Origin of the sequence: Sorangium sp. So ce204 (genome assembly GCF_051526795.1) — a bacterium.
In the GTDB taxonomy this organism is placed as follows: domain Bacteria; phylum Myxococcota_A; class Polyangia; order Polyangiales; family Polyangiaceae; genus Sorangium; species Sorangium cellulosum_B.
In genome coordinates this window covers 11,057,208-11,076,233 of sequence record NZ_CP150317.1, presented here as the reverse complement: position 1 = coordinate 11,076,233, position 19,026 = coordinate 11,057,208, and the positions used below count along the sequence as shown (strand labels likewise).

General features: G+C 71.2%; 14 protein-coding genes. 9 read left to right on the top strand and 5 right to left on the bottom strand.

Annotated elements, in window-relative coordinates; genetic code table 11:
- Positions 1 to 114: 114 nt before the first annotated feature.
- The gene (locus tag WMF22_RS41735; RefSeq protein ID WP_438033355.1) at positions 115 to 1,842 is read right to left on the bottom strand and encodes an acyl-CoA dehydrogenase family protein; all 1,728 of its coding nucleotides are present in this window, start codon (positions 1,840 to 1,842) and stop codon (positions 115 to 117) included.
- Positions 1,843 to 1,907: 65 nt separating this feature from the next.
- Positions 1,908 to 3,857 (bottom strand): HDIG domain-containing metalloprotein, encoded by a 1,950-nt coding sequence (locus WMF22_RS41730; protein WP_438033354.1) that lies wholly within the window; start codon positions 3,855 to 3,857, stop codon positions 1,908 to 1,910.
- Between the two features lie 534 nt (positions 3,858 to 4,391).
- Here WMF22_RS41730 and folP point away from each other — a divergent pair.
- From folP to WMF22_RS41715, 3 genes are read left to right on the top strand one after another with little or no spacing between them, the layout of a single operon-like run.
- Positions 4,392 to 5,315 carry a dihydropteroate synthase gene (gene folP / locus WMF22_RS41725; protein WP_438033353.1) on the top strand — a complete coding sequence of 308 codons (924 nt, stop codon included), beginning with the start codon at positions 4,392 to 4,394 and terminating at the stop codon, positions 5,313 to 5,315.
- Entirely contained in the window at positions 5,308 to 6,642 is a 1,335-nt protein-coding gene (gene cdaA / locus WMF22_RS41720; protein ID WP_437295488.1) for a diadenylate cyclase CdaA, read from the top strand. The genes folP and cdaA overlap by 8 nt, the downstream gene beginning before the upstream one ends.
- The gene (locus WMF22_RS41715; RefSeq protein WP_437295487.1) at positions 6,639 to 7,577 is read left to right on the top strand and encodes a CdaR family protein; all 939 of its coding nucleotides are present in this window, start codon (positions 6,639 to 6,641) and stop codon (positions 7,575 to 7,577) included. The genes cdaA and WMF22_RS41715 overlap by 4 nt, the downstream gene beginning before the upstream one ends.
- Positions 7,578 to 7,706: 129 nt before the next feature.
- On the opposite strand, the gene WMF22_RS41710 is transcribed toward WMF22_RS41715, so the two are convergent.
- Positions 7,707 to 8,192: a nitrate reductase associated protein gene (locus WMF22_RS41710; RefSeq protein WP_437295486.1), complete on the bottom strand. Its 486-nt coding sequence runs from the start codon at positions 8,190 to 8,192 to the stop codon at positions 7,707 to 7,709.
- Between the two features lie 130 nt (positions 8,193 to 8,322).
- Between WMF22_RS41710 and WMF22_RS41705 the strand changes: the two genes are divergently transcribed.
- Positions 8,323 to 9,024, top strand: a complete 702-nt coding sequence (locus WMF22_RS41705) for a hypothetical protein (protein ID WP_437295485.1) — start codon at positions 8,323 to 8,325, stop codon at positions 9,022 to 9,024.
- A gap of 1,151 nt (positions 9,025 to 10,175) precedes the next feature.
- Positions 10,176 to 11,648, top strand: coding sequence for a carbohydrate porin (locus WMF22_RS41700; protein ID WP_437295484.1), 1,473 nt, complete (start codon positions 10,176 to 10,178; stop codon positions 11,646 to 11,648).
- A 96-nt stretch (positions 11,649 to 11,744) separates the two neighbouring features.
- Here WMF22_RS41700 and WMF22_RS41695 read toward each other — a convergent pair whose 3' ends face one another.
- A complete protein-coding gene (locus tag WMF22_RS41695; protein WP_437295483.1) occupies positions 11,745 to 12,530 on the bottom strand; it encodes a UPF0158 family protein in 786 nt (261 codons plus the stop codon).
- Positions 12,531 to 12,806: 276 nt separating this feature from the next.
- Positions 12,807 to 14,318: a glycerol kinase GlpK gene (gene glpK, locus WMF22_RS41690; protein WP_437295482.1), complete on the bottom strand. Its 1,512-nt coding sequence runs from the start codon at positions 14,316 to 14,318 to the stop codon at positions 12,807 to 12,809.
- Between the two features lie 269 nt (positions 14,319 to 14,587).
- Here glpK and WMF22_RS41685 point away from each other — a divergent pair, with 269 nt between their 5' ends.
- From WMF22_RS41685 to WMF22_RS41670, 4 genes are all read left to right on the top strand, one after another.
- Positions 14,588 to 16,471, top strand: coding sequence for an adenylate/guanylate cyclase domain-containing protein (locus tag WMF22_RS41685; protein ID WP_437295481.1), 1,884 nt, complete (start codon positions 14,588 to 14,590; stop codon positions 16,469 to 16,471).
- A gap of 122 nt (positions 16,472 to 16,593) precedes the next feature.
- Positions 16,594 to 17,547, top strand: a complete 954-nt coding sequence (locus WMF22_RS41680) for an acetyl-CoA carboxylase carboxyltransferase subunit alpha (protein ID WP_437295480.1) — start codon at positions 16,594 to 16,596, stop codon at positions 17,545 to 17,547.
- Positions 17,548 to 17,602: 55 nt separating this feature from the next.
- Complete coding sequence (locus WMF22_RS41675; protein WP_437295479.1) at positions 17,603 to 18,004, top strand: hypothetical protein; 402 nt, start codon at positions 17,603 to 17,605, stop codon at positions 18,002 to 18,004.
- Positions 18,001 to 19,017, top strand: coding sequence for a Gfo/Idh/MocA family protein (locus tag WMF22_RS41670; protein WP_438033352.1), 1,017 nt, complete (start codon positions 18,001 to 18,003; stop codon positions 19,015 to 19,017). The genes WMF22_RS41675 and WMF22_RS41670 overlap by 4 nt, the downstream gene beginning before the upstream one ends.
- Positions 19,018 to 19,026 lie beyond the last annotated feature (9 nt).

The following is a 19,026-nucleotide window of genomic DNA, read 5'->3' as shown; positions in this document are numbered from 1 at the left end:
GAATGAGCGTACCGCGCCGGAGCGCGCGTGGCGCGTGTGTGACTCGATGTCACTCGATGTCACTTGATGTGACTTGAGGTGAATCGATGTCCGTCGAGGTGCGGCAGCCTGCGATTACAGGATGTCGAAGGGGTAGGCGCGATCCGCATAAGCTCGCACCGCGATGGCCTTGCGCAGCTCGTCGTCGTTCTTCTGGAAGTCGGCGACGTGCTGCCTCAGCCGCTTCTGCGCCATGCCGGTGAACACGGTCGTGAGATCGATCTCCCGCCGCGCCCCGTCCTCCCCGCGCCGCTCGATGGCCCGGGTCGTGCGCGAGATGCACGCGGCCATGCAGTAGAGATCGATGGCCATCTCCGCGATGCGGCGCTGCGCGTACTGCATCTCCGCGATCTCCCGCCCGTGCTTCCGGAGCATGTCCTCGCTGTGGGTGGCGAGCTCGGCGGTGCAGTCCTCGAAGATCACTGCCTCCCGGCTGAGCAGCGGGTGCGCCTTCGACATCCGCTCGCGCCCGAGCACCGAGCGCGCCTTGCGGAGCGCGAAATCGCTGAGCAGCCCGAAGCCCTTGATGGGCTCTCGCATCGCCTTCGCGACGTCCGCGAGCGCCTTGCCCGGGCCGCTCATCCCGGAGAGCGCCATGAAACAGCGCAGGATCTCGTTCGTCCCCTCGAAGATCATGTTGATCCGCGCGTCGCGCAGGTGCCGCTCGTAGGGGTACTCCTCCATGTAGCCGATGCCGGCCGCGATCTGGAGCGTCTCGTTGACCACGAACCACAGGGTCTCGCTCCCCATGACCTTGCAGATCGCGCTCTCGATCGAGAAGTCGGGGACCTTGGCGTCGACGAGGCTCGCCGTCAGGTACGTGATGGACTCGAGCGCGTACGTGTGCGCCAGCATCGTCGCGATCTTGTCCTTGATGAGCCCGAAGTCGCCGATGCTCCGGCCGAACGCGCGCCGCTCCTGGACCCGGTCGAGCGCCATCCGGATCAGCGTGTTGCACGCGCCCACGCACCCCGCCGAGAGCCCGAGGCGCCCGTTGTTGAGCACCTCGACGGCGACCTTGAAGCCCTTGCCGACCTCGCCCAGCACGTTCTCGCGCGGGACCTTCACGTCGTCGAAGAAGAGCTCCGTCGTCGACGAGCCGCGGATCCCGAGCTTCTGCTCGTTCGGCCCGCTCTTCACGCCCATGCTCCGCTCCACGATGAAGGCGGTGAGCTTCGGCTTCTTGCCCTCCTCGAGCGCCGAGGTCCGGGCGAACACCGTGAAGACGTCGGCGAAGCCGCCGTTCGTGATCCAGATCTTCGACCCGTTCAGGGTGTAGTACGAGCCGTCGGCCGACAGCTCGGCGCGCGTCCTGATCGCCGCGGCGTCGGAGCCGGCGCCCGGCTCCGTCAGGGCGAAGGCCGCCATCCACTCGCCGGTCGCGAGCTTCGGGAGATAGCGCTGCCTCTGCTCCTCCGTCCCGAAGAGCTGGATCGCCTTGAAGCCGATCGACTGGTGCGCGCCGAGCGTGACGGCGATCGACGCGTCGAGCCCGCCGATCTCCTGCATCACGCGCGTATACGCCATGTTGCTGAGGTTGACGCCGCCGTGCTCGGAAGGGATCTGCAGGCCCATCAGGCCGAGCCTCTTCATCTCGGCCAGGACGCCCGGATCGATGGCGTGCTCCCGGTCGATCCGGCCGCTGTCGACGCTCGACGCGAAGAACCGCCGCACGCTGTCGACCATCATCGACGTCGTCTCCCGGTCCTCGGCGGGCATCTCGGGATACGGGAAGATGATGTCCTCGGCGATGATGCCGTGGAAGAGGGCCTTCATGAAGCTCTGCTCGATCGTGGGAGGCATCGGACCGTCCTTTCCTGGAGCAGGCCGCTCGGCCTCCGCGGGAGCGCGCGGCGCGCCCGGCCTGCTCAGTGCGTCTTCCTGGGCGTTCGCACGGACTCCGCTGGGCTCTCGTCCTTCACGGGCCCTCCGGCTTCGCTCACGACGACGGGCGCGACCGCGCCCCGCGCGCTCGAGGAGGGCGGCGGGACGGCGCCCCGGGGGCTCGCGGGGGGCGGCGGGGCAGCGCCCCGGGTGCTCGCGGGGGGCGGCGGGGCAGCGCCCCTGACGCTCGAGGAGGGCGGCGGGGCGGCGCTCCCGTCCCGACCCGGCGCGCTGGACGCGGGGACGGGCGTGGGCGTGCCGGGGCGCGTGGGGTGCGGCGTGACCGTCGGCGGCGCAGGCGTGTGCCCGGCGCGATCGCTCTCGCGCTGCCACGGGTACTTGATGCGCCCGTGGTACATGTTGACCAGCGTCGACGCCATCCGGCTCGTCATGATGCGCAGGTCCTCGATCGTCAGCCCGGATTGATCGAGCTGGCCAGACGCGAGCTTCGAGAACATCACCCGCTGGATCATCTCCTCGAACTTCTTGTGCTCGGGCGGCCAGATGGTCCGCGACGCCGCCTCAATGGAGTCGACGAGCATCAGGATGGCCGTCTCCTTCGTCTGCGGCTTCATGCCGGGATAGCGGAAGTGCTCCTGCGTCAGGTCCTTCGGGTTCCCGTGCTCGACGCACTTGTGCCAGAAATACTCGACGACCTGCGTGCCGTGGTGGGTGTACGCGAACTCGACCACCGGCTCGGGGATGTTGCCCTCGCGCAGGATCTTCGTGCCCATCACGACGTGCGCCATGATCGCGTCGGCGCTCACGTCCGGATCGAGCTCCTCGTGCGGCGATCGCTCGCCGTGCGCGAGGTTCTCGATGAAGTACTTGGGCTGCACCGTCTTGCCGAGGTCGTGGTAGTAGGCGCCCACGCGCGTCAGCAGCGCGTCGGCGCCGATCGCCGCGGCCGAGGCCTCGGCGAGGTTCGCCATCGCGCGCGCGTGCTCCCAGCTGCCCGGCGCCTCCGCCGCCATCTTCTTGAGCAGCGGCTGCTCCAGGTCGGTGAGGTCGAGCAGCTTGTCGCGGGGCACGTGCCCCATCGCCCGCTCGGCCGGCTCCCTCAGGCTCCGACCGAGCACGCCGACGAGCAGCCCCCCGCCGATGCAGGCGAGCACGTTGGAGCCGAGCCAGCGCTTCAGATCGGCGCCGAGATCGATGCTCCCCTCGAACAGCACGGTCAGCGCGATGAACCCGATCGCGCCGGCAATGCCCGCCAGGCTGCCCGCGACGAGCAGCTGCCGCGAGCCCTTGCGCTTGAAGAAGAACATCGTCGCGGCGATGCCGCGCACGAGCAGCACCGACAGGAGCACGACGTCGAACCGGAGCAGCGACGACGCGATGAACGCGACCCCGACCTCGACGAGGAACGCGGTCCGCCGATCGAACGCGATCGCCACCCAGAGCGGGAGCGCCGCGACCGGCATCCAGAACTCGGGCAGCGCCGTGAAGAGCAGGAGGAGCTTCGCGACGATGAGCGAGCCCGTCATCAGGACGAACATGCCCACCTGCGTGCGGAGCAGCCGCACCCGGTTCTGCCCGAAGCGACGCAGGTAGACCGTCAGCATCAGGCAGACGATGAGGTAGATGGCGTACAGGCTCGCGATGCGCGCGCCGAGCCCGGGCCGCCGCATCCGCCGCACCGTCTCGTACGCCATCGCGGCGTCGTGATCCTCGTTGTGCTCCGAGAGCACCGTGCCGCGCGGCACGATCACGCGCCTGTGCTCGTACGAAAGCGTGAAGCTCCCGTCGTGCGTGTCGCGCACGATCCGCGGACCGTACGGGACGCGCAGCGTCACGGGCGCAGGCATGCCCATCTCGGGGCTGAGCGCCGGGATGAAGAGCTCGCCCACGCCGAGCACGGCGAAGCACGCCGCGAAGAGGGCGCTCAAGACGAAGCCGGCGAGGGGACCTGCCCGGATACGCGTGCGCAGCATGGAACCGCTCGGTCTCGTCCGCTGGTGCAGCCTGAGAAACGGTTGACGGGGCACGCTCGCGCGTGTCCCCGCCTCCACCGGACGACCGCGAGGGGCCGCCGATGTCAATGTGTAGGCGGGACCCTAGCAAAGAAGCAAGGCCGAGTCAGCGGCGCGCGGAGCGTGGGGGGGGCCTCGGCGCCGCGCGCGGCGGACTCGGCCTTGCTTTCCCTCGCTTCCCCTCGCTTCCCCTCGCCTGAGGGCCTCCGTTCTCTGCGCACCCTCCGTTCCCTCCGCGCCGTTTCTTCCCCATGGTCCGCGCTGCGTCCCCGCCCGAGCGGGGAGCGGCCGCCGGGAAGCCGGCGCCCGAAGAATGTGGGCGCCGGTGCGCCGTCCAACGCCGGCGCGCGCCCGCCGGCCCAGCCGGCGGTTGGCAGAGCGCGACGCGCCGGACCCCCTCGCGATGTTCCAATTGCTCCTGGAAAACATCGGTTCGAGCAGACAATTGCCGTTCGGCGCAAAAGTTGCTACCCACAGGAAATGTCCCCGCTGCGCATGCTGCTCGAACGCCGCAGGAGCGTGGTGATCATGGGGGTCCTGAACCGCACGCCGGACTCGTTCTCCGACGGCGGTCGCTTTGCGGATGAAGATACGGCTCTCGCGCAGATCGATGCGATGCTCTCCGAGGGGGCAGACATGATCGACATCGGCGCGGAGTCGACGCGGCCGGGCGCGCGGCCCGTGCCGGATGACGAGCAGATCGCGCGCATCGGCGGGAGCGTGCGCGACGCGGTGAAGAGGGGAGCGGTGGTCTCCATCGACACGACCTCCCCCGCCGTCGCGGCGCGCGCGCTCGACGATGGCGCGGCCGTGGTCAACTCGATCTCGCTCGACAGCGCGGCAGAGCTCGGCGCGCTCTGCGCTCAACGCGGGGCGTCGCTCGTGCTCATGCACAGCCGCGGCCCGATGTCGGCGATGGCCGGCTTCTCCGCGTACCCCGACGAGGCCTACAACGACGTCGTGGCCGACGTGGCCCGCGAGTGGTCGAGCGCCGCCGCGCGGGCGCTCGAGGCAGGCTTGCCGGACGGCGAGCTCGTCCTCGATCCGGGCCTCGGCTTCGCGAAGAACGCGCGGCAGTCGCTCGAGCTGTGCGCCAGGCTGCACGAGCTCTGCGCCCTCGGCTTCCCCGTGCTCGTCGGGCCGAGCCGCAAGTCGTTCCTTGCGCGCGCCGCGGCCTCGGAGGCCGCGGGGCCAGGCGGCGGCGGGGAAGCGCCGCTCGCGCCGCCCCCGGACCGCCTCGGCGGCACCGTCGCCGCCGTGATCGCGTGCGCGGCGCGCGGCGCCGCGGCCGTCCGTGTCCACGACGTCCGCCCCGTGCGCCAGGCCCTCGACGTGATGCGCGCGATCGAGCGCGCGGGCGCCGGCGACCGCCGGCGCCCGGACGGCCCCGTCGCCCAGGGGGCGCGCGGCGATGGTTGAAGGGTTCCTCCGCCTCTTCTCGGTGAGGCCGGCGACGCAGGTCATCCGGGACTTCTTCGACATCTTCATCGTCGCCTACGTCGTCTATCGCGCGCTCCTCGTGCTGCGCGGCACCCGCGCGATGCAGATGGGCCTCGGGCTCGGCATCGTCTTCCTCATCTATCTCGGGGCGAAGGTCTTCGGCCTGACCACGCTCCTCAACCTCCTCTCCTGGCTCCTCTCCTCGATCATCCTCATCGTGGTCGTCGTCTTCCAGAACGACATCCGCCGCGCCCTCATCCGCGTGGGCGGCAGCAACTGGTTCACGAGCGGACGCGAGCAGCAGTCGCGCGTCATCGACGAGGTGGTGGCCGCCGCGACCGAGCTCGCCCGCCACCGCATGGGCGCGATCATCGCCTTCGAGCAGGACGCCAACGTGCTGGAGTTCGTGAAGAGCGAGGGGATCCACATCGACTCGGTCGTCACCCGGGAGCTGCTCGTCTCGCTGTTCGTCCCCGAGTCGGTGAACAAGCTGCACGACGGCGCGGTGCTGATCCGCGATCTCAAGATCGCGCGCGCCGGCGTCTTCTTCCCGATGCCGGAGACCAAGATCCTCGACGCCAGCCTCGGCTCCCGCCACCGCGCCGCGCTCGGGATCACCGAGGAGACCGACGCCGTCGTCGTCGTCGTCAGCGAGGAGCGCGGCACGATCAGCTTCTGCTTCAGCGGCAACATCGTCTCGAACCTCGACGGCCAGTCGCTGCGACACGCGCTGCTCGGGCTCTTCGGCCGCTCGTCGCGCAGGCGGCGCTTCGCCAAGAGGGTCGCCCAGGTCGGCCGCGCGAGCCTCCCCACGCCGACGCGCGGCCCCGCCGTGGGCGCGACGCAAGGCGCCGGGCAGGCCCACGAGCCCGGCAAGCCCGCCGCCGCGAAGCCCGCGCCGAGCGAGGCCAAGCCCGCAACGCCGGTCCCGAAGACGTCCTCGATGATCAAGGCGGCCGTGGACCCCGACGCGCGGCCGATGGCGCGGATGTCGACGTCCACGCCGATGCGCTCGGGCGCCGATACGCGCACCGCGACGGGATCCAGCGCCGATACGCGCACCGCGACGGGATCCAGCGCTGACCTGCGCGCCGCGGGCGGGGGCGGCGCCGGGGGGACGGCCGCGCCGCAGGACGCGGATCGCCCGTCCGAGCGCGGCCGGCCGGCCATGGTCGACGCCCCCGCGGCGGCCGCGACCGACTCCCCCGTCCCGTCGCAGCGCACCTTCGTCCCGACCGGGCAGGTCGCGGCGACCGCCGCATCCAAGGGGAGCGCGGAGGGGATGCCCCCGCGAGATGAGCCATGACGCTTGCCGGCATCCGCGAGGCGCTCCGCTCGGCGCTGCTCGACAACCTCGGCCTGAAGCTGCTCTCGATCACCTTCGCGCTGTGCCTCTACGCCTTCATCCACGGCGCGGAGAACGCGCAGCGCACGCTGATGCTCAGCGTCGTCTGGATCCTCCCGCCCGAGTCGAGCAACCGGCAGCTCATGACCCAGATCCCGAACGAGGTGGCGGTCACGGTGCGCGGCTCCCGGACGCAGCTCGACGACCTGCGCGCCGACAGCCTCGGGACGCTGCGGCTCGATCTCCGCAACGGCACGGTGACGCACATCGATCTCGACGCGTCGATGTTCCACGTGCCGGCCGGGCTGATGGTCGAGCAGATGTACCCGTCGACGATCGAGCTCGGCTGGGACGACGTCGTCACCCGGGCCATCCCGGTGCACGTCCCCCGCACCGGGGACGTCGCGCAGGGGTTCCTCGTGAAGGGGATGGTCTCGGTCGAGCCGCCGATGGTCAGCGCCCGCGGCCCGCGCTCGGTCGTCGACGTGATGCAGCTCGCGCGCACGGCGCCGTTCGACGTCAGCGGGCTCACGGAGGGCACCTACCAGCGGCAGCTGGCGCTCGATCGGCCGCCGAAGCTCGTGACGTACAGCTTCGAGAGCGTGATGGCGACGCTCGAGATCGGGCGCGAGCTCGCCACGCGGACGTTCGAGCGCAAGGTCGAGGTGATCGGCATCCCGCGCGCGACGGTCGCGCCGGCCGTGGTGCAGGTGAGGATCACGGGGACGCCGGAGGACGTGGGCGCCGTCAACGCCGACGCGATCGTGGCGCGCGTGGAGCCCAAGGCGGCGAGCCTCGATCTGAGCCAGCCGGGCAGCGACTTCCTCGACGTGCTCGTCGACGTTCCGCGCGTCACCGCGGAGGTCAACCCGTCGAAGGTCATGGTGAAGTGGTGAGCGCGGCGCGCTGACGCTCCGCCGCCGGACGTCAGCGCGAGGGGACCACGAGCTCGCCCCGCGCGAGCCGCGCGGACAGCGCGCTCCCCCGCGCCTTCGTCGCGCCCGGGATCCTCGCCGCGGCCTGGCTCACGGCGAGCGCGTTGCGCCGGCGTCCCGGGACAGCCCGAGCTCGCCGAGCAGCGCGCGCAGCTTCTCGGGCCCGCGCTTCGGATCGGCGAGCTTGACGATGGCGTAGCGCTCCTCCTCGGTCAGCTCCGCCAGGCGGCCGAGCGCGCCCTCGTCGAGCGCGCCGTCCGGGCCGAGCCGCTCGCGCAGCCGCGCGCTGACGCTGTCCCGATCCCAGGCCGCGCGGCGCACCGGCGCGCCCGCGAGGGGGGCGAGGGCGACCCCGGCGCGCTCCGCGAAGCCGCGGAGCACCTCGGCGTAGACGGCGACGTCCTCGTCGGTGTCGGCCGGCAGGTGACACAGGGCGAGCCGCTCCGCGCGCGACAGCGCCTGCCACCCTGCGAGAGAGATCTTGATCTCGGCGAGGTCCAGCTTCCGCCGCACCGAGAGCGGCACACAGTCGAGCGAGGTGTGGACCTCGCCCTCGAGCGCGAACTGCCTGTACATGGTGGCGCCATTCTATACCCGCCGCCCGCGCGCCGGACGCTCCGCGAACCGACGCTCCGCGAACCGACGCTCCGTGAGCGCGGCGCTGCCCGGAATGGGATGCGCGGCGCGGTTGCGCTAGCCTGCCGATGTGCGCCGCTCCGGGCTCCTCACGACGCTGCTCGCGTCGCTCGCGCTCGCGTCGCTGACGCCGAGCGCCCACGGCCAGGCCGCGCCGTCGGCGGCGGCGCCGGTGCCGCTCGACCGCGTCGTCGTGCGCTGGCATGCGCCGGAGACGGGCGGCGTGCGCCGGCCTCAGTTCATCTTCGAGCGGGAGCTCGCCTTCGAGGCCCGCCTCGAGGCGCTCGCCGATCCCGACGCGGAGCCCGGGCTGTACCGGGACAGGCATGTCCGCGCCGCGCTCGACAGGCACATCGCGGAGACGCTGCTCGCCAGCCTGCCGATCTCGCCGGCGCCGACCTCGACGGAGGTGGCGCAGCGGGCCGAGGCCGCCCGGATCGCGCTGGAGCAGCGCGCTCGCGGCCGCGCGCGCCTCCTCGCCGCGGCGGCCGCCGAGGGGATGAGCTCCGACGAGCTCGACGCGCTGCTGCGCCGCCAGGCGCGCGCGAGCTTGTACCTGGATCGCATGGTCGCGCCCATGCTCGAGCCCACCGATTTCGAGCTCAAGATCGTCCTGCGCTCCGGCGCCACGCCGTTCAAGGATCAACGCTACGAGGAGGTCGCCCCGGCGTTGAAGCGCTGGTATGTCGGGCAGCGGCTCGCCCAGGCGCTCGACGCGTACTACCAGAACGCGCGGGCCCGGGTCTCCTTGAGCATCACGCCCGCTCGCTGAGCCGCGCCGAGCGACCGGCCAGCGGCGCGCCACGTCGAGCTGCACGCCTGGGCGGCAGGAGAGCAGAAGTCCATCGAACGGGTCGATTCCACCTCTCGACAGCGAAGGACAGCGCCAGACATCGTGAAGAGGGCTCACGAGCCGTTGTTCATGCAGAGGATGGAGGCCTCTCGTTCAACGACTCAGGCGTTCGGCGCGGCGAGCCGGCGGCATCGCGGCGCGCGCCGCGACCGCGCCCGGAGGCTCGCCAGGCACCAGCCGGCCTCGCCGAAGCAGATGGGATGTCTCGGGGCGACAGCGCAACGCCCTTCCTGGACAAGAACATGTCCACCCACGCTGCACTGCAATCGAGACTGACCCGCTCTGGATCTGCGCCGCTCGTTGCGCCGTTGCAACGCGATGCGTTATCCTGTCGACCAAGGGCGATCTGCCTGCGCGGCCTGTGCTCCGCGGCATGGTCCTGCGCGCGCGCGCAGGATCCGCGCGCTGGCGCGGCGCGTTCGGCGCGCCGGCGAGCGTCAATGACGCTCAGCGGGGCCGACGGCTCGCCCTGGGTTCAACCCAGGAGAGAGACGAGCACCGCGGCGACGCCCCGGCCGGGTGTCGACATGAAAAGCCAGGTTCGAGGTCCCGAAACACGCGGCACACCGCCGCGCGCGGCGGCGCCATCGCGGTGCGAAACCGCAGCTGGCCGGGGCTCGCCAATGCAGCCTTCCTGTCCGTGCCACGTGCGCGGCGCGCACCAAGTAACGCACCAGGGGCACCCGTGAATTCTTCTGGCAACACTTCAGGCAGCGCGAGAGCCAGCGCGAGCCTGTTTTTGGTGCGTTGCATCATTTCAGGCCCCCGTTCCTGGCTCGAGGAAGCGCGCGGGTCCTGCTTAATCAAGTGATTTCGATTACTTAATAATAACGCGCCGCAGAAGATGACAAACTGCCGAAGGGTGTTCGGAGACCTTTGACATGAACAGAACGTTCCTGTTAACTGTGCCCCCCGCGGGCCCCGCATGTGTGGCAGCGGGTGGCTCTTTCCTACAGAGTCAACTTAGATTCTCTTGACAGGCCACTTCCTCTGCCGCGCTTGGCCATCTGGCCGAATCACCTCCCATCACCCCAAGCACACTCCCAGAGAATGGATAGGAGCGTCGTTCGATGACATCACTTATGAGAGACAGGTCGTCGGTCCCCAGCAAGCGAATCGCGGGTCGGCGCGCCGCTGTCCGAGCCCTCGGGCTGCTTTCCGTCTCCGCCCTTTGCCTCACGGCGGCGCCGCGGTCGGCTCACGCGGTGGGGAGCGAGAATTTTGAGTGGCACTGGTACTCACGCCTCGGCATGGCGTGGTCCCCGACCCTCGGGCAGAACATCCAGGGCGCGTCCCTGAACCTGCTCGGGTTCGGCATCGGCGGCCGCTACGAAGAGGGCGATTACTCCGAGCCGTCGTTCGTCGCGCACGTGGTGAAGGGCGCGACGCCGGATGACTTCTACGTCAAGTCCGAGATGACCTTCGCCATCTGGAACCAGTACGGCGGGCCGTTCATGCAGCCGGCCTCGAACGGTGGCCAGTCGATCACGGTGCAGTTCAACCAGGCGTACATCGAGGCCGGCAACTTCCTCGTCCCGGGCCTCAGCGTCTGGGGCGGCGCGAAGTTCTTCCGCGAGCAGTACGCGCCCATCGGCGACTACTTCTACCTCGACGACCTCAGCGGCCAGGGCGGCGGTATCAAGTACGGCGGCCTGCAGCTCGCGATCCTCGGGTATCGGAATTTCGGGGTGGAGGGGACCCCCGGCGCCCTGCCGCCCTTCTACAACTTCGCCACCGGGACCGATCGCTTCCGCACCATCTTCGCCGGTAACTACAAGGCGGAGTTTGGCGGCGAGGCCAAGCACCACGTCAAGGTCCACGGCGAGTTCCACGTCCTGCCGGCCGCGAAGCGGGGCGAGGGGATCGCGGTCCCCGAGCCCTTCGGGAAGGCGGACTTCGGCGGCGTCATCGGCGCGAAGGTCCACCTCGGCCTCGGCCAGGGCAACTTCAGCGACACGGCGGTGCGCTTCGGCACCGGCATCGCCAACGGCGCCGCCGGCGGCGCGAAGACGTACCAGACCTGGGGCGCCCCGAACTCGGACGGCACCTTCTCGGGCTCGTTCGGCATCGAGGCGGTCGAGCACCTCGGCTTCCGGCTCGGCGACGCCGCCGCCCTGGAAGGCCTCGCCACCTTCCACTACACGAAGGCGGCGTACGAGGCGGAGGGCGCCGCTCCCCCCACGTCGGCCGAGAAGCAGATGGACTTCTCGGTCCAGGCGAACGCCACGATCTTCGCGCACAAGAACTTCCACCCCGTCGTCGAGGCCTCGTTCCAGGGACGGAAGGACGGCGAAGGCGACATGGGCACCGCGGTCAAGGTCTCGGTCGTTCCGACCCTCGTGCCGACGGGCGAGCTGAGCGCTGGCGCGCGTCCGCACTTCAAGCTCATCTACTCGCTCGCCATCTACAACGAGGCGGCGAAGAATCAGGTGATGTCCGGCTACCTGGCGAGGACTGGCGCTGGGCAGCCGCTCCCCAACGGGGAGACCACCGGGTCGACCATCGGCCAGTACATCGGCGCCCGCACCGACTGGTACTTCTAGACCGCTCGGCGCTCGAAGCCGCCGCTCCCTTCCGTTCCCTCACCCACCCTCAGGCCAGCGCCCCGGCGCCGCGATCGCGGCGCCGGCGGCGCGCCCTCACGCCGTGTCGCTGCGCGACTCGCTCGCGATCTCCTGCGAAGCAGGCCCGGCGTCGTCGTCCACCGGCCCCTGGGCCTCGTGGTAGTGGTGCGCGAACGAGCGCGCCGCGCGGCGCGCCTTCAGGAACTCCGCGAACGCCGTCAGCGTGTCGAGATCCCGCGGACCGAGCGCCTCGGCGATGTCGCGGAGGTTCTTGCGCAGGCTCTCCACGCTCTTGCCGCGGCGGGGCTCTCGCGTCTCCTCGCGCTCGCGCGCCGGCGGCTCCACCGCAGGGGCCGCCGGGACGACCGGCTCCGGACGAGACGGCACCTCCGGCACCCAGAGCGGGCGAGGGACCGGGTTCAGCGCGTGGGCGCTGAGCCACGCCTCCATGAAGATCCGCAGCCGCTCGCTACGGAACGCGAACCAGCGCTCCCGCTCCGGACCGTAGGACATCAAAACATCCTTGAAGCGACGGAACGCGCCCTTGCCATCGATCGCCTGGCTGAGCTTCGCCTGGAGATCCATGTCTTCCACCATCGGGATGTAGCGCTCCATCCACCGGTACTGCTCGCGCGAGCTCACGGGATCGATCCGGAGGTAGTTCGCGTCTGCCGCGATGCGCGCGTGCATCTGCGGATCCGCCACGCCGTCGACCACCCGCAGCACGTCGCCCGTGCCGAGGTGCAGGTACGAGTGCACCTCTGGGGCGTTGTTCTCGAAGGCGTCCTCCAGCGCCTCCCAGTCGATCGGGATGTCGCGAACGGCCGTCCCGCCGGCTGAAGCATTCTCGGTAGTCGGCATGTCCTCCTCGTCTCCATCGAAAGCAGCGAGGCGGCGGTGGGCTGGCCGCGCGCCTCGGTTCAAGTGCACCAAGTTTGAACGGAAATGCGCCGTCGTCATAGCACTCTACGCTGGTTGGGGGCTTCTGGGCCTAACTCTCGCAACCTAGGGTTGATTCCTTGATCCGGAAGCCCGTTCGGCCGCCGAGCCGCGGCGCGATGACGGCTCGGGAGAGAGCTTCGGAAGACCTGGTTCAAGCGGAAAACAGCGTGGAAATTCAGGGGAATCGGCGAGTGCTCAGCTGCGCTTCGAGCGCGCGCGGGCGACGGCGTCGGCCCAGCGGTGGAGGTGGGCGGATCGAGCCGCTTCGCTCATCTCGACCTGGAAGCTCTGCCCCACACGGGACATCCGGGCCGCGTCCTCCTTCGTGAGGAAGAGGCCGGCGCCTACCCCGGCGAGCATTGCCGCGCCTCGCGCCGTCGTCTCCAGGTCGGTGGGGCGCTCGATAGCGACGTTCGCCACGTCCGCCTGGAACTGCATGAGCAGGTCGTTCGCGGCGGCGCCGCCGTCCACGCGCATCCGGCGCAGCGGGTGGCCCAGGTCGTCGGCCATGGCCCGCACGAGATCCGTCACGGAGAGCGCGATTCCCTCGAGCGTCGCGCGGGCGAGGTGCGCCGCGGTCGTGCCGCGCGTCACCCCGGAGATGATCCCGCGAGCGTCCGGATCCCAGTAGGGCGCGCCGAGGCCCGAGAGCGCCGGGACGAACGTGACGCCCTCGCTCGAGGGCACGCTGCGGGCGAGCGCCTCGATCTCCGCCGCGCTCTTGATGAGGCCCAGGCCGTCGCGGAGCCACTGCACCGCCGCGCCGGCGATAAAGGCGCTTCCCTCGAGCGCAAAGACCACCTCGGGGCCGATCTTCCACCCGACGGAGGTGAGCAGGCCGAAGCGGCTCCTGAGCGGGCGATCGCCGATGTTGGCCAGCGCGAACGCGCCGGTGCCATAGGTGCACTTCGCGTCGCCCGCCGCGAAGCAGGCCTGGCCGAAGAGGGCCGCCTGCTGGTCGCCCGCGATGCCGGCGATCGGGATGCCGTCGGGCAGGTGCGGGAAGCCGCGAGTCGCCGCGATGCGGCCCGCCGAGCCGACGATCTGCGGCAAGAGCGGGCGCGGGATCTGGAGCATCGCGAGCATCGCGTCGTCCCAGCTCAGCGACGCGAGGCCCATGAGCAGGGTGCGCGACGCGTTGGTGACGTCGGTCGCGTGCACCGGCGAGCCGCCGGCCGCGTCGCCCGAGAGCCGCCAGACGAGGAAGCTGTCGATGGTGCCGAAGCAGAGCTCGCCACGCTCGGCGCGCGCGCGCGCGCCGGGCACGTTGTCGAGGAGCCACGCGAGCTTGGTGCCGCTGAAGTACGGATCGAGCACGAGGCCGGTGGTCTGCTCGACCGCCTGCTCGTGGCCCGCGGCGCGGAGCTCGGCGCAGCGCGCTGCCGTGCGGCGGTCCTGCCACACGATCGCGCGGTGGATGGGGCGCCCGGTCGCGCGCTCCCAGACGAGCGTCGTCTCGCGCTGGTTCGTGATGCCGATGGCCTTGATCGCGCTGCCGGCCACGCCCGCGGCCCTGAGCGTCTCGCCCACGGCGTCCTGAACGCTCTGCCAGATCTCCTCCGGGTCGTGCTCGACGAGGCCCGGCTCCGGGAAGTGCTGGCGAAATTCGCGCGTCGCGCGGCCCAGCGTCGCGCCCGACGTGTCCATGAGGAGAGACGTCGTTCCGGTGGTGCCCTGATCGATCGCGAGGAGGTACGCGGAATCCATGCGGCCGACTAACGCGGCGGCATGTGGGCGCATAGCCGTTCCAGGCGACGCCTCCATGAGGTGCAGGGCCCGGTAAGCTAATCATCCGGTCAGGTATCCATGCGACAGCCGACGACAGCCGCCCCGGGCGGTCGAGCTTGGCGCAGGTGCCTCCAGCGGGGCGAGGGCGCATTTTGCGCGGTCCGGCACGGTCGCTCCCCGCGGCCGGCGCTGGACTTCGGCCGGAAAGATTGTCGGTCCGTGCCCGGCTGGGTAATCTGCCAGAACCGATGGCCCGCCTCATCCTGCAGACCGCCGAGGGCCAGCAGGCGATCGATCTGCGACCCGTGAACTCGCTGGGGCGCCACCCGAACAACTCCATCCAGCTGCTCGACAAGATCGTCTCCAAGGAGCACTGCATCATCGAGCAGCGGGGCGATCACTTCGTCCTGCGCGATCTGGGGAGCCTGAACGGCACGTTCATCAACAGCGAGCGTGTCCGGGGCGAAGCGCCGCTGAAGCACGGGGACGAGATCGCCCTGGGGTCCACGCGTGGCCGCTTCGATGATCCGGCCGCCCCGGTGGCGCCGCCCCTCGTCCCGGGCTGGCCGCCCGTGGTCAACCACCAGGGCGCGGCGCCGGCGCAGCCGCCGGGCCACGGGTACCCGCCGCAGCAGCCGCAGTACCAGCGCCAGCCGCCGCAGCCGCCGCTCCCGGGCACGCCGGTGGCGCCGCCGGTGACGCGGCAGCCGTACGTGCCGCCGCCGCCGCTGGGCGCCGGGCCGGGCGGGACCGCGCCGCTGCCGGGGCGCTCGGGGGCGCACGGCGGCTCGTTCGTCGCGCAGGGCACCCGCATCGACGTGAACGATCAGGCCCGGCAGATCGGGACGCAGATCGCCGCGGTCGACAAGGGGTTCTTGGCGTTCGATCGGATCGCCAACGACATGAACCAGCTGCGCGCCGACTACGAGCGGCTGCGCCTGTCGCACGAGCTGTCCCGCGAGATCGCCGCCGAGCGCGACACGACGAAGCTGCTCGAGAAGATCCTCACGAGCGTGTTCAAGTTCATCCGCGCCGACCGCGGGGTGATCTTCCTGCGCAACGAGAACGGCGAGCTCACCCCGCAGGCCATGCAGCGGCGCGACGGGACGACGGCCCCGATCAGCGTGTCGTCGACGATCCTGAACCACGTCGTCCACGAGCGGGCCGCGGTGCTGACCCACGACGCGGCGATGGACTTCGCGGCGTCCAAGGGCAAGAGCATGATCCTGAACAGGATCAGCTCGGCGATCGTCGCCCCGCTGCAGCACAACAGCGAGGTGCTCGGCGTGCTCTGGCTCGACTCGGAGACGCTCGCGCAGTTCCAGCCCAAGGACCTCGAGCTGGTGACGGCCATCGCCTACCAGGCGGCGATGTTCATCGAGATCAACATCCTCGGGAAGAAGATCGAGAACGAGATCGTCACGCGCGAGCAGCTGCGCCGGCTGCTCTCGCCGAACATCGCCGAGCGCGTGCTGAGCGGCCAGCTCGCCGTGAAGCAGGGCGGCCAGCACGTCGAGGAGTGCACCGTCTTCAACAGCGACATCCGCGGCTTCACGCGCATGGCCGAGAGCAAGCGGCCCGAGGAGCTCGTCGAGATGCTGAACCTGTACTTCGAGCGGATGGTCGACACCATCTTCCAGTTCGAAGGCACGCTCGACAAGTTCATGGGCGACGGGATCATGGCGCTCTGGGGCGCGCCGGTCGCCCACCGGGACGATGCGGTCCGCAGCGTGGAGTGCGCCCTGAAGATGGGCGAGGTGCTCGGCGAGTTCAACCGCGAGCGGCTCGAGAAGGGCGAGCTGCCGCTCGCGGTCGGCATCGGGATCCACACCGGCCCGCTCGTCGCCGGGTACATCGGGAGCTCGAAGGCGCTCAGCTACACGGTGATCGGCGACGTGGCGAACACGTCGGCGCGGCTCTGCTCCATCGCGCTGGCCGGACAGATCGTCATCAGCGAGAGCACGTACGCGCAGCTCGGGGGGAGGTTCGAGACCGAGGAGCTCCAGCCCGCCAAGGTGAAGGGCAAGGACAAGCCGGTCACGATCTACAACGTCATCCGGAGCCGGCCGATGTCGCAGGTCCCGGCGAACGCCTTCATCCACGCCGAGCCGACCAACGCCCTCCCCGAATGACCGAGGTGACGCGTCGCCTCGGCCGATCGGCCGGAGCGTGCGCGCGCGTCATCCGGTGGACGATGCAGCGCGGCAGCACAGCGCCGTAGCCGTCCGCCCGCTGCAGCGTTAGGGTCCGGGCCGTGGCTGCTTCGATCCTACCCTTTGAGAAACCTGTCGCAGAGCTCATCGAGAAGGTGCGGGAGCTGCGCGCGCTCGCCGCGGCGGACCCGCGGTTCGAGCCGGAGCTCGCCCAGCTCGAGGACAACACGGGCCGGCTGGCGCGCGAGATCTTCGCGGGCCTCACGCCGATGCAGAAGGTGCTGCTCTCGCGCCACGCGAACCGGCCGTACACGCTCGATTACATCAAGCGGCTGTTCACCGACTGGGTCGAGCTGAAGGGCGATCGACGCTTCGCCGACGACTGCTCCATCGTGGGCGGGCTCGCGACGTACCACGGGCGGAGCGTGGTGGTGGTGGGCCACCAGAAGGGGCGCGGCGCGAAGGAGAACGTGAAGCGCAACTTCGGGATGCCGCACCCGGAGGGCTACCGGAAGGCCATCCGGCTCTACGAGATGGCCGACAGGTTCGGGCTGCCGATCCTGACGTTCATCGACACGATGGGCGCCTACCCGGGCATCGGCGCCGAGGAGCGCGGCCAGAGCGAGGCGATCGGCGCCGCGCTCGCCGCGATGGCGCGGGTCGGGGTGCCGATCGTGGCGACCGTCATCGGCGAGGGGGGCTCGGGCGGCGCGCTGGCGCTCGGGGTCGCCAACCGGGTGCTGGTGCTCGAGTTCAGCTGCTACTCGGTCATCTCGCCGGAGGGCTGCGCGGCCATCCTCTGGAAGGACGGCTCCCGCGCCGACGAGGCCGCGGCCCGGCTCAAGATCACAGCGCCCGATCTGCTGCAGCTCGGCGTCGTGGACACGATCGTCGAGGAGCCGACGGGCGGCGCGCACCAGGATCACGACGACGCCGCGGCGCGCCTCGACAAGGCGCTCTGGGCGACGCTCTCGTCGATGGACGGGCTCGGACCGGAGGAGCTCGTCGACGATCGGTACCGCAGGTTCCGCGGGCTCGGGTCGTTCGTGGGTTAGGCGGCGCGCCGCCCCGGCTGGCTCTCCTCGAGCGCCGGGGCTATACGGCTCGCGGATGGACTACGGCAAGGCGGTGCGGATGCTGCTGCTCGTGGGCACCAGCGCCGCCGCCGGCGGCGCGGTCCTCTGGACACAATCGAGGTTCAACGCCTCGGACCGCAGGGCGGCGCTCGGCATCGTGCAGCAGTACCGCCCCGAGGGCGGCCGGAGCGTGCCGGAGGCGATCGGCGCGCGGCACCCGGGGAAGGCGCCCGCCTGGAGCGCCACCACCGAGTCGGCCTGCCTCCAGCACGTCCGCGTGCGCGCGACGATCGAGGGCGAAGCGCGCGCGCGGTACGACTTCCTCGTCGACATCAACGGGCCCTCGATCCACCCGGGCAACGCCGAGGGCGAGGCGATCCTCGGCGAGCTCACGCTCCGGCCGGCCGAGTCCGCCGCGGCGCCGGGGGCGCCGTGAGCGCCGCGAGCGTCCGGGTTGCGCTGGTGGGCTGCGGGCGGTGGGGGGAGAAGCTCCTCCGCGCGCTGTCGGAGAACGCGCGGGCGCGCGTGGTCGCCGTGGCGGACGTCGACCGCGGCCGCCTCTCGCGGGCGCGCGCGCTCGCCCCGCGGGCGCGGCTCGTGCGCACGATCGACGAGGCGCTGGCCGCGCGCGTGGACGCGGTGATCATCGCGACCCCCGCGGCGAGCCACGCCGAGCTCGCGCTGCGGGCCCTCGAGGCCGGCGCCGACGTCTTCGTGGAGAAGCCGCTGGCCCTCTCCGCCGCGCAGGCCGATCGCTGCGCTTCCCGCGCCGCGGCGCTCGGCCGGATCGGCATGGTCGGCCACCTGCTCCGCTACCACCCCTCCGTGGTGCGCCTCGTCGCGCTCGCGCGCGAGCGGCGCCTCGGCGATCTCGTGAGCTTCAGCGCGGCGCGCCTGTCGATGAGCGCCGGCGCCGCCGGCGCCGGCGGGGCCCGGTCGGCGCTCTGGACGCTCGGGCCGCACGATCTCTCGTTGCTCTCGGCGCTCGACGCGAGCCCGCTCGCCGAGGCGCGGGCCCACCTCGCGCCGTGCGGCGAGCTCGTCACGCTCGAGGCGCGCCTCGAGAGCGGCCTCGCGGCGCGGATCGAGCTCTGCTCGTCGAGCCCGACCAAGGAGCGGCGGCTGCGGCTCGTCGGCAGCGCGGGCGTCGCGGTCTTCGACGACGTGCGCGCGCCCGACCGCATCGTGTTCCTGGACGCGCGCGGCGCCGCGGCGGGCGCGCCGGCCGGCGAGCGCGCCGCGCACCTCGAGCTCGCGCCGGCCGGCCGCGAGCTCGAGGTGCCGTGGCGCGAGCCGCTCTCCGTGGAGATCGAGCACTTCCTCCGCTGCGTCGAGGACCGCGCGCCGCCGCTGACGCCGCTCGACGAGGGCGCCGCGGTCGTGCGGATCCTCGAGCGCGTCGAGGCGACGCTCGCCCCCGTCGATGCGCGGGTGGTCGCCGCAGGGTGACGTGCGCAA

Excerpts from the sequence above, each read along its gene's own strand:
- WMF22_RS41735 (WP_438033355.1), bottom strand. The coding sequence starts at position 1,842 with ATGCCTCCCACGATCGAGCAGAGCTTCATGAAGGCCCTCTTCCACGGC.
- WMF22_RS41730 (WP_438033354.1), bottom strand. The coding sequence starts at position 3,857 with ATGCTGCGCACGCGTATCCGGGCAGGTCCCCTCGCCGGCTTCGTCTTG.
- folP (WP_438033353.1), top strand. The coding sequence starts at position 4,392 with ATGCTGCTCGAACGCCGCAGGAGCGTGGTGATCATGGGGGTCCTGAAC.
- cdaA (WP_437295488.1), top strand. The coding sequence starts at position 5,308 with ATGGTTGAAGGGTTCCTCCGCCTCTTCTCGGTGAGGCCGGCGACGCAG.
- WMF22_RS41715 (WP_437295487.1), top strand. The coding sequence starts at position 6,639 with ATGACGCTTGCCGGCATCCGCGAGGCGCTCCGCTCGGCGCTGCTCGAC.
- WMF22_RS41710 (WP_437295486.1), bottom strand. The coding sequence starts at position 8,192 with ATGTACAGGCAGTTCGCGCTCGAGGGCGAGGTCCACACCTCGCTCGAC.
- WMF22_RS41700 (WP_437295484.1), top strand. The coding sequence starts at position 10,176 with ATGACATCACTTATGAGAGACAGGTCGTCGGTCCCCAGCAAGCGAATC.
- WMF22_RS41695 (WP_437295483.1), bottom strand. The coding sequence starts at position 12,530 with ATGCCGACTACCGAGAATGCTTCAGCCGGCGGGACGGCCGTTCGCGAC.
- glpK (WP_437295482.1), bottom strand. The coding sequence starts at position 14,318 with ATGGATTCCGCGTACCTCCTCGCGATCGATCAGGGCACCACCGGAACG.
- WMF22_RS41685 (WP_437295481.1), top strand. The coding sequence starts at position 14,588 with ATGGCCCGCCTCATCCTGCAGACCGCCGAGGGCCAGCAGGCGATCGAT.
- WMF22_RS41675 (WP_437295479.1), top strand. The coding sequence starts at position 17,603 with ATGGACTACGGCAAGGCGGTGCGGATGCTGCTGCTCGTGGGCACCAGC.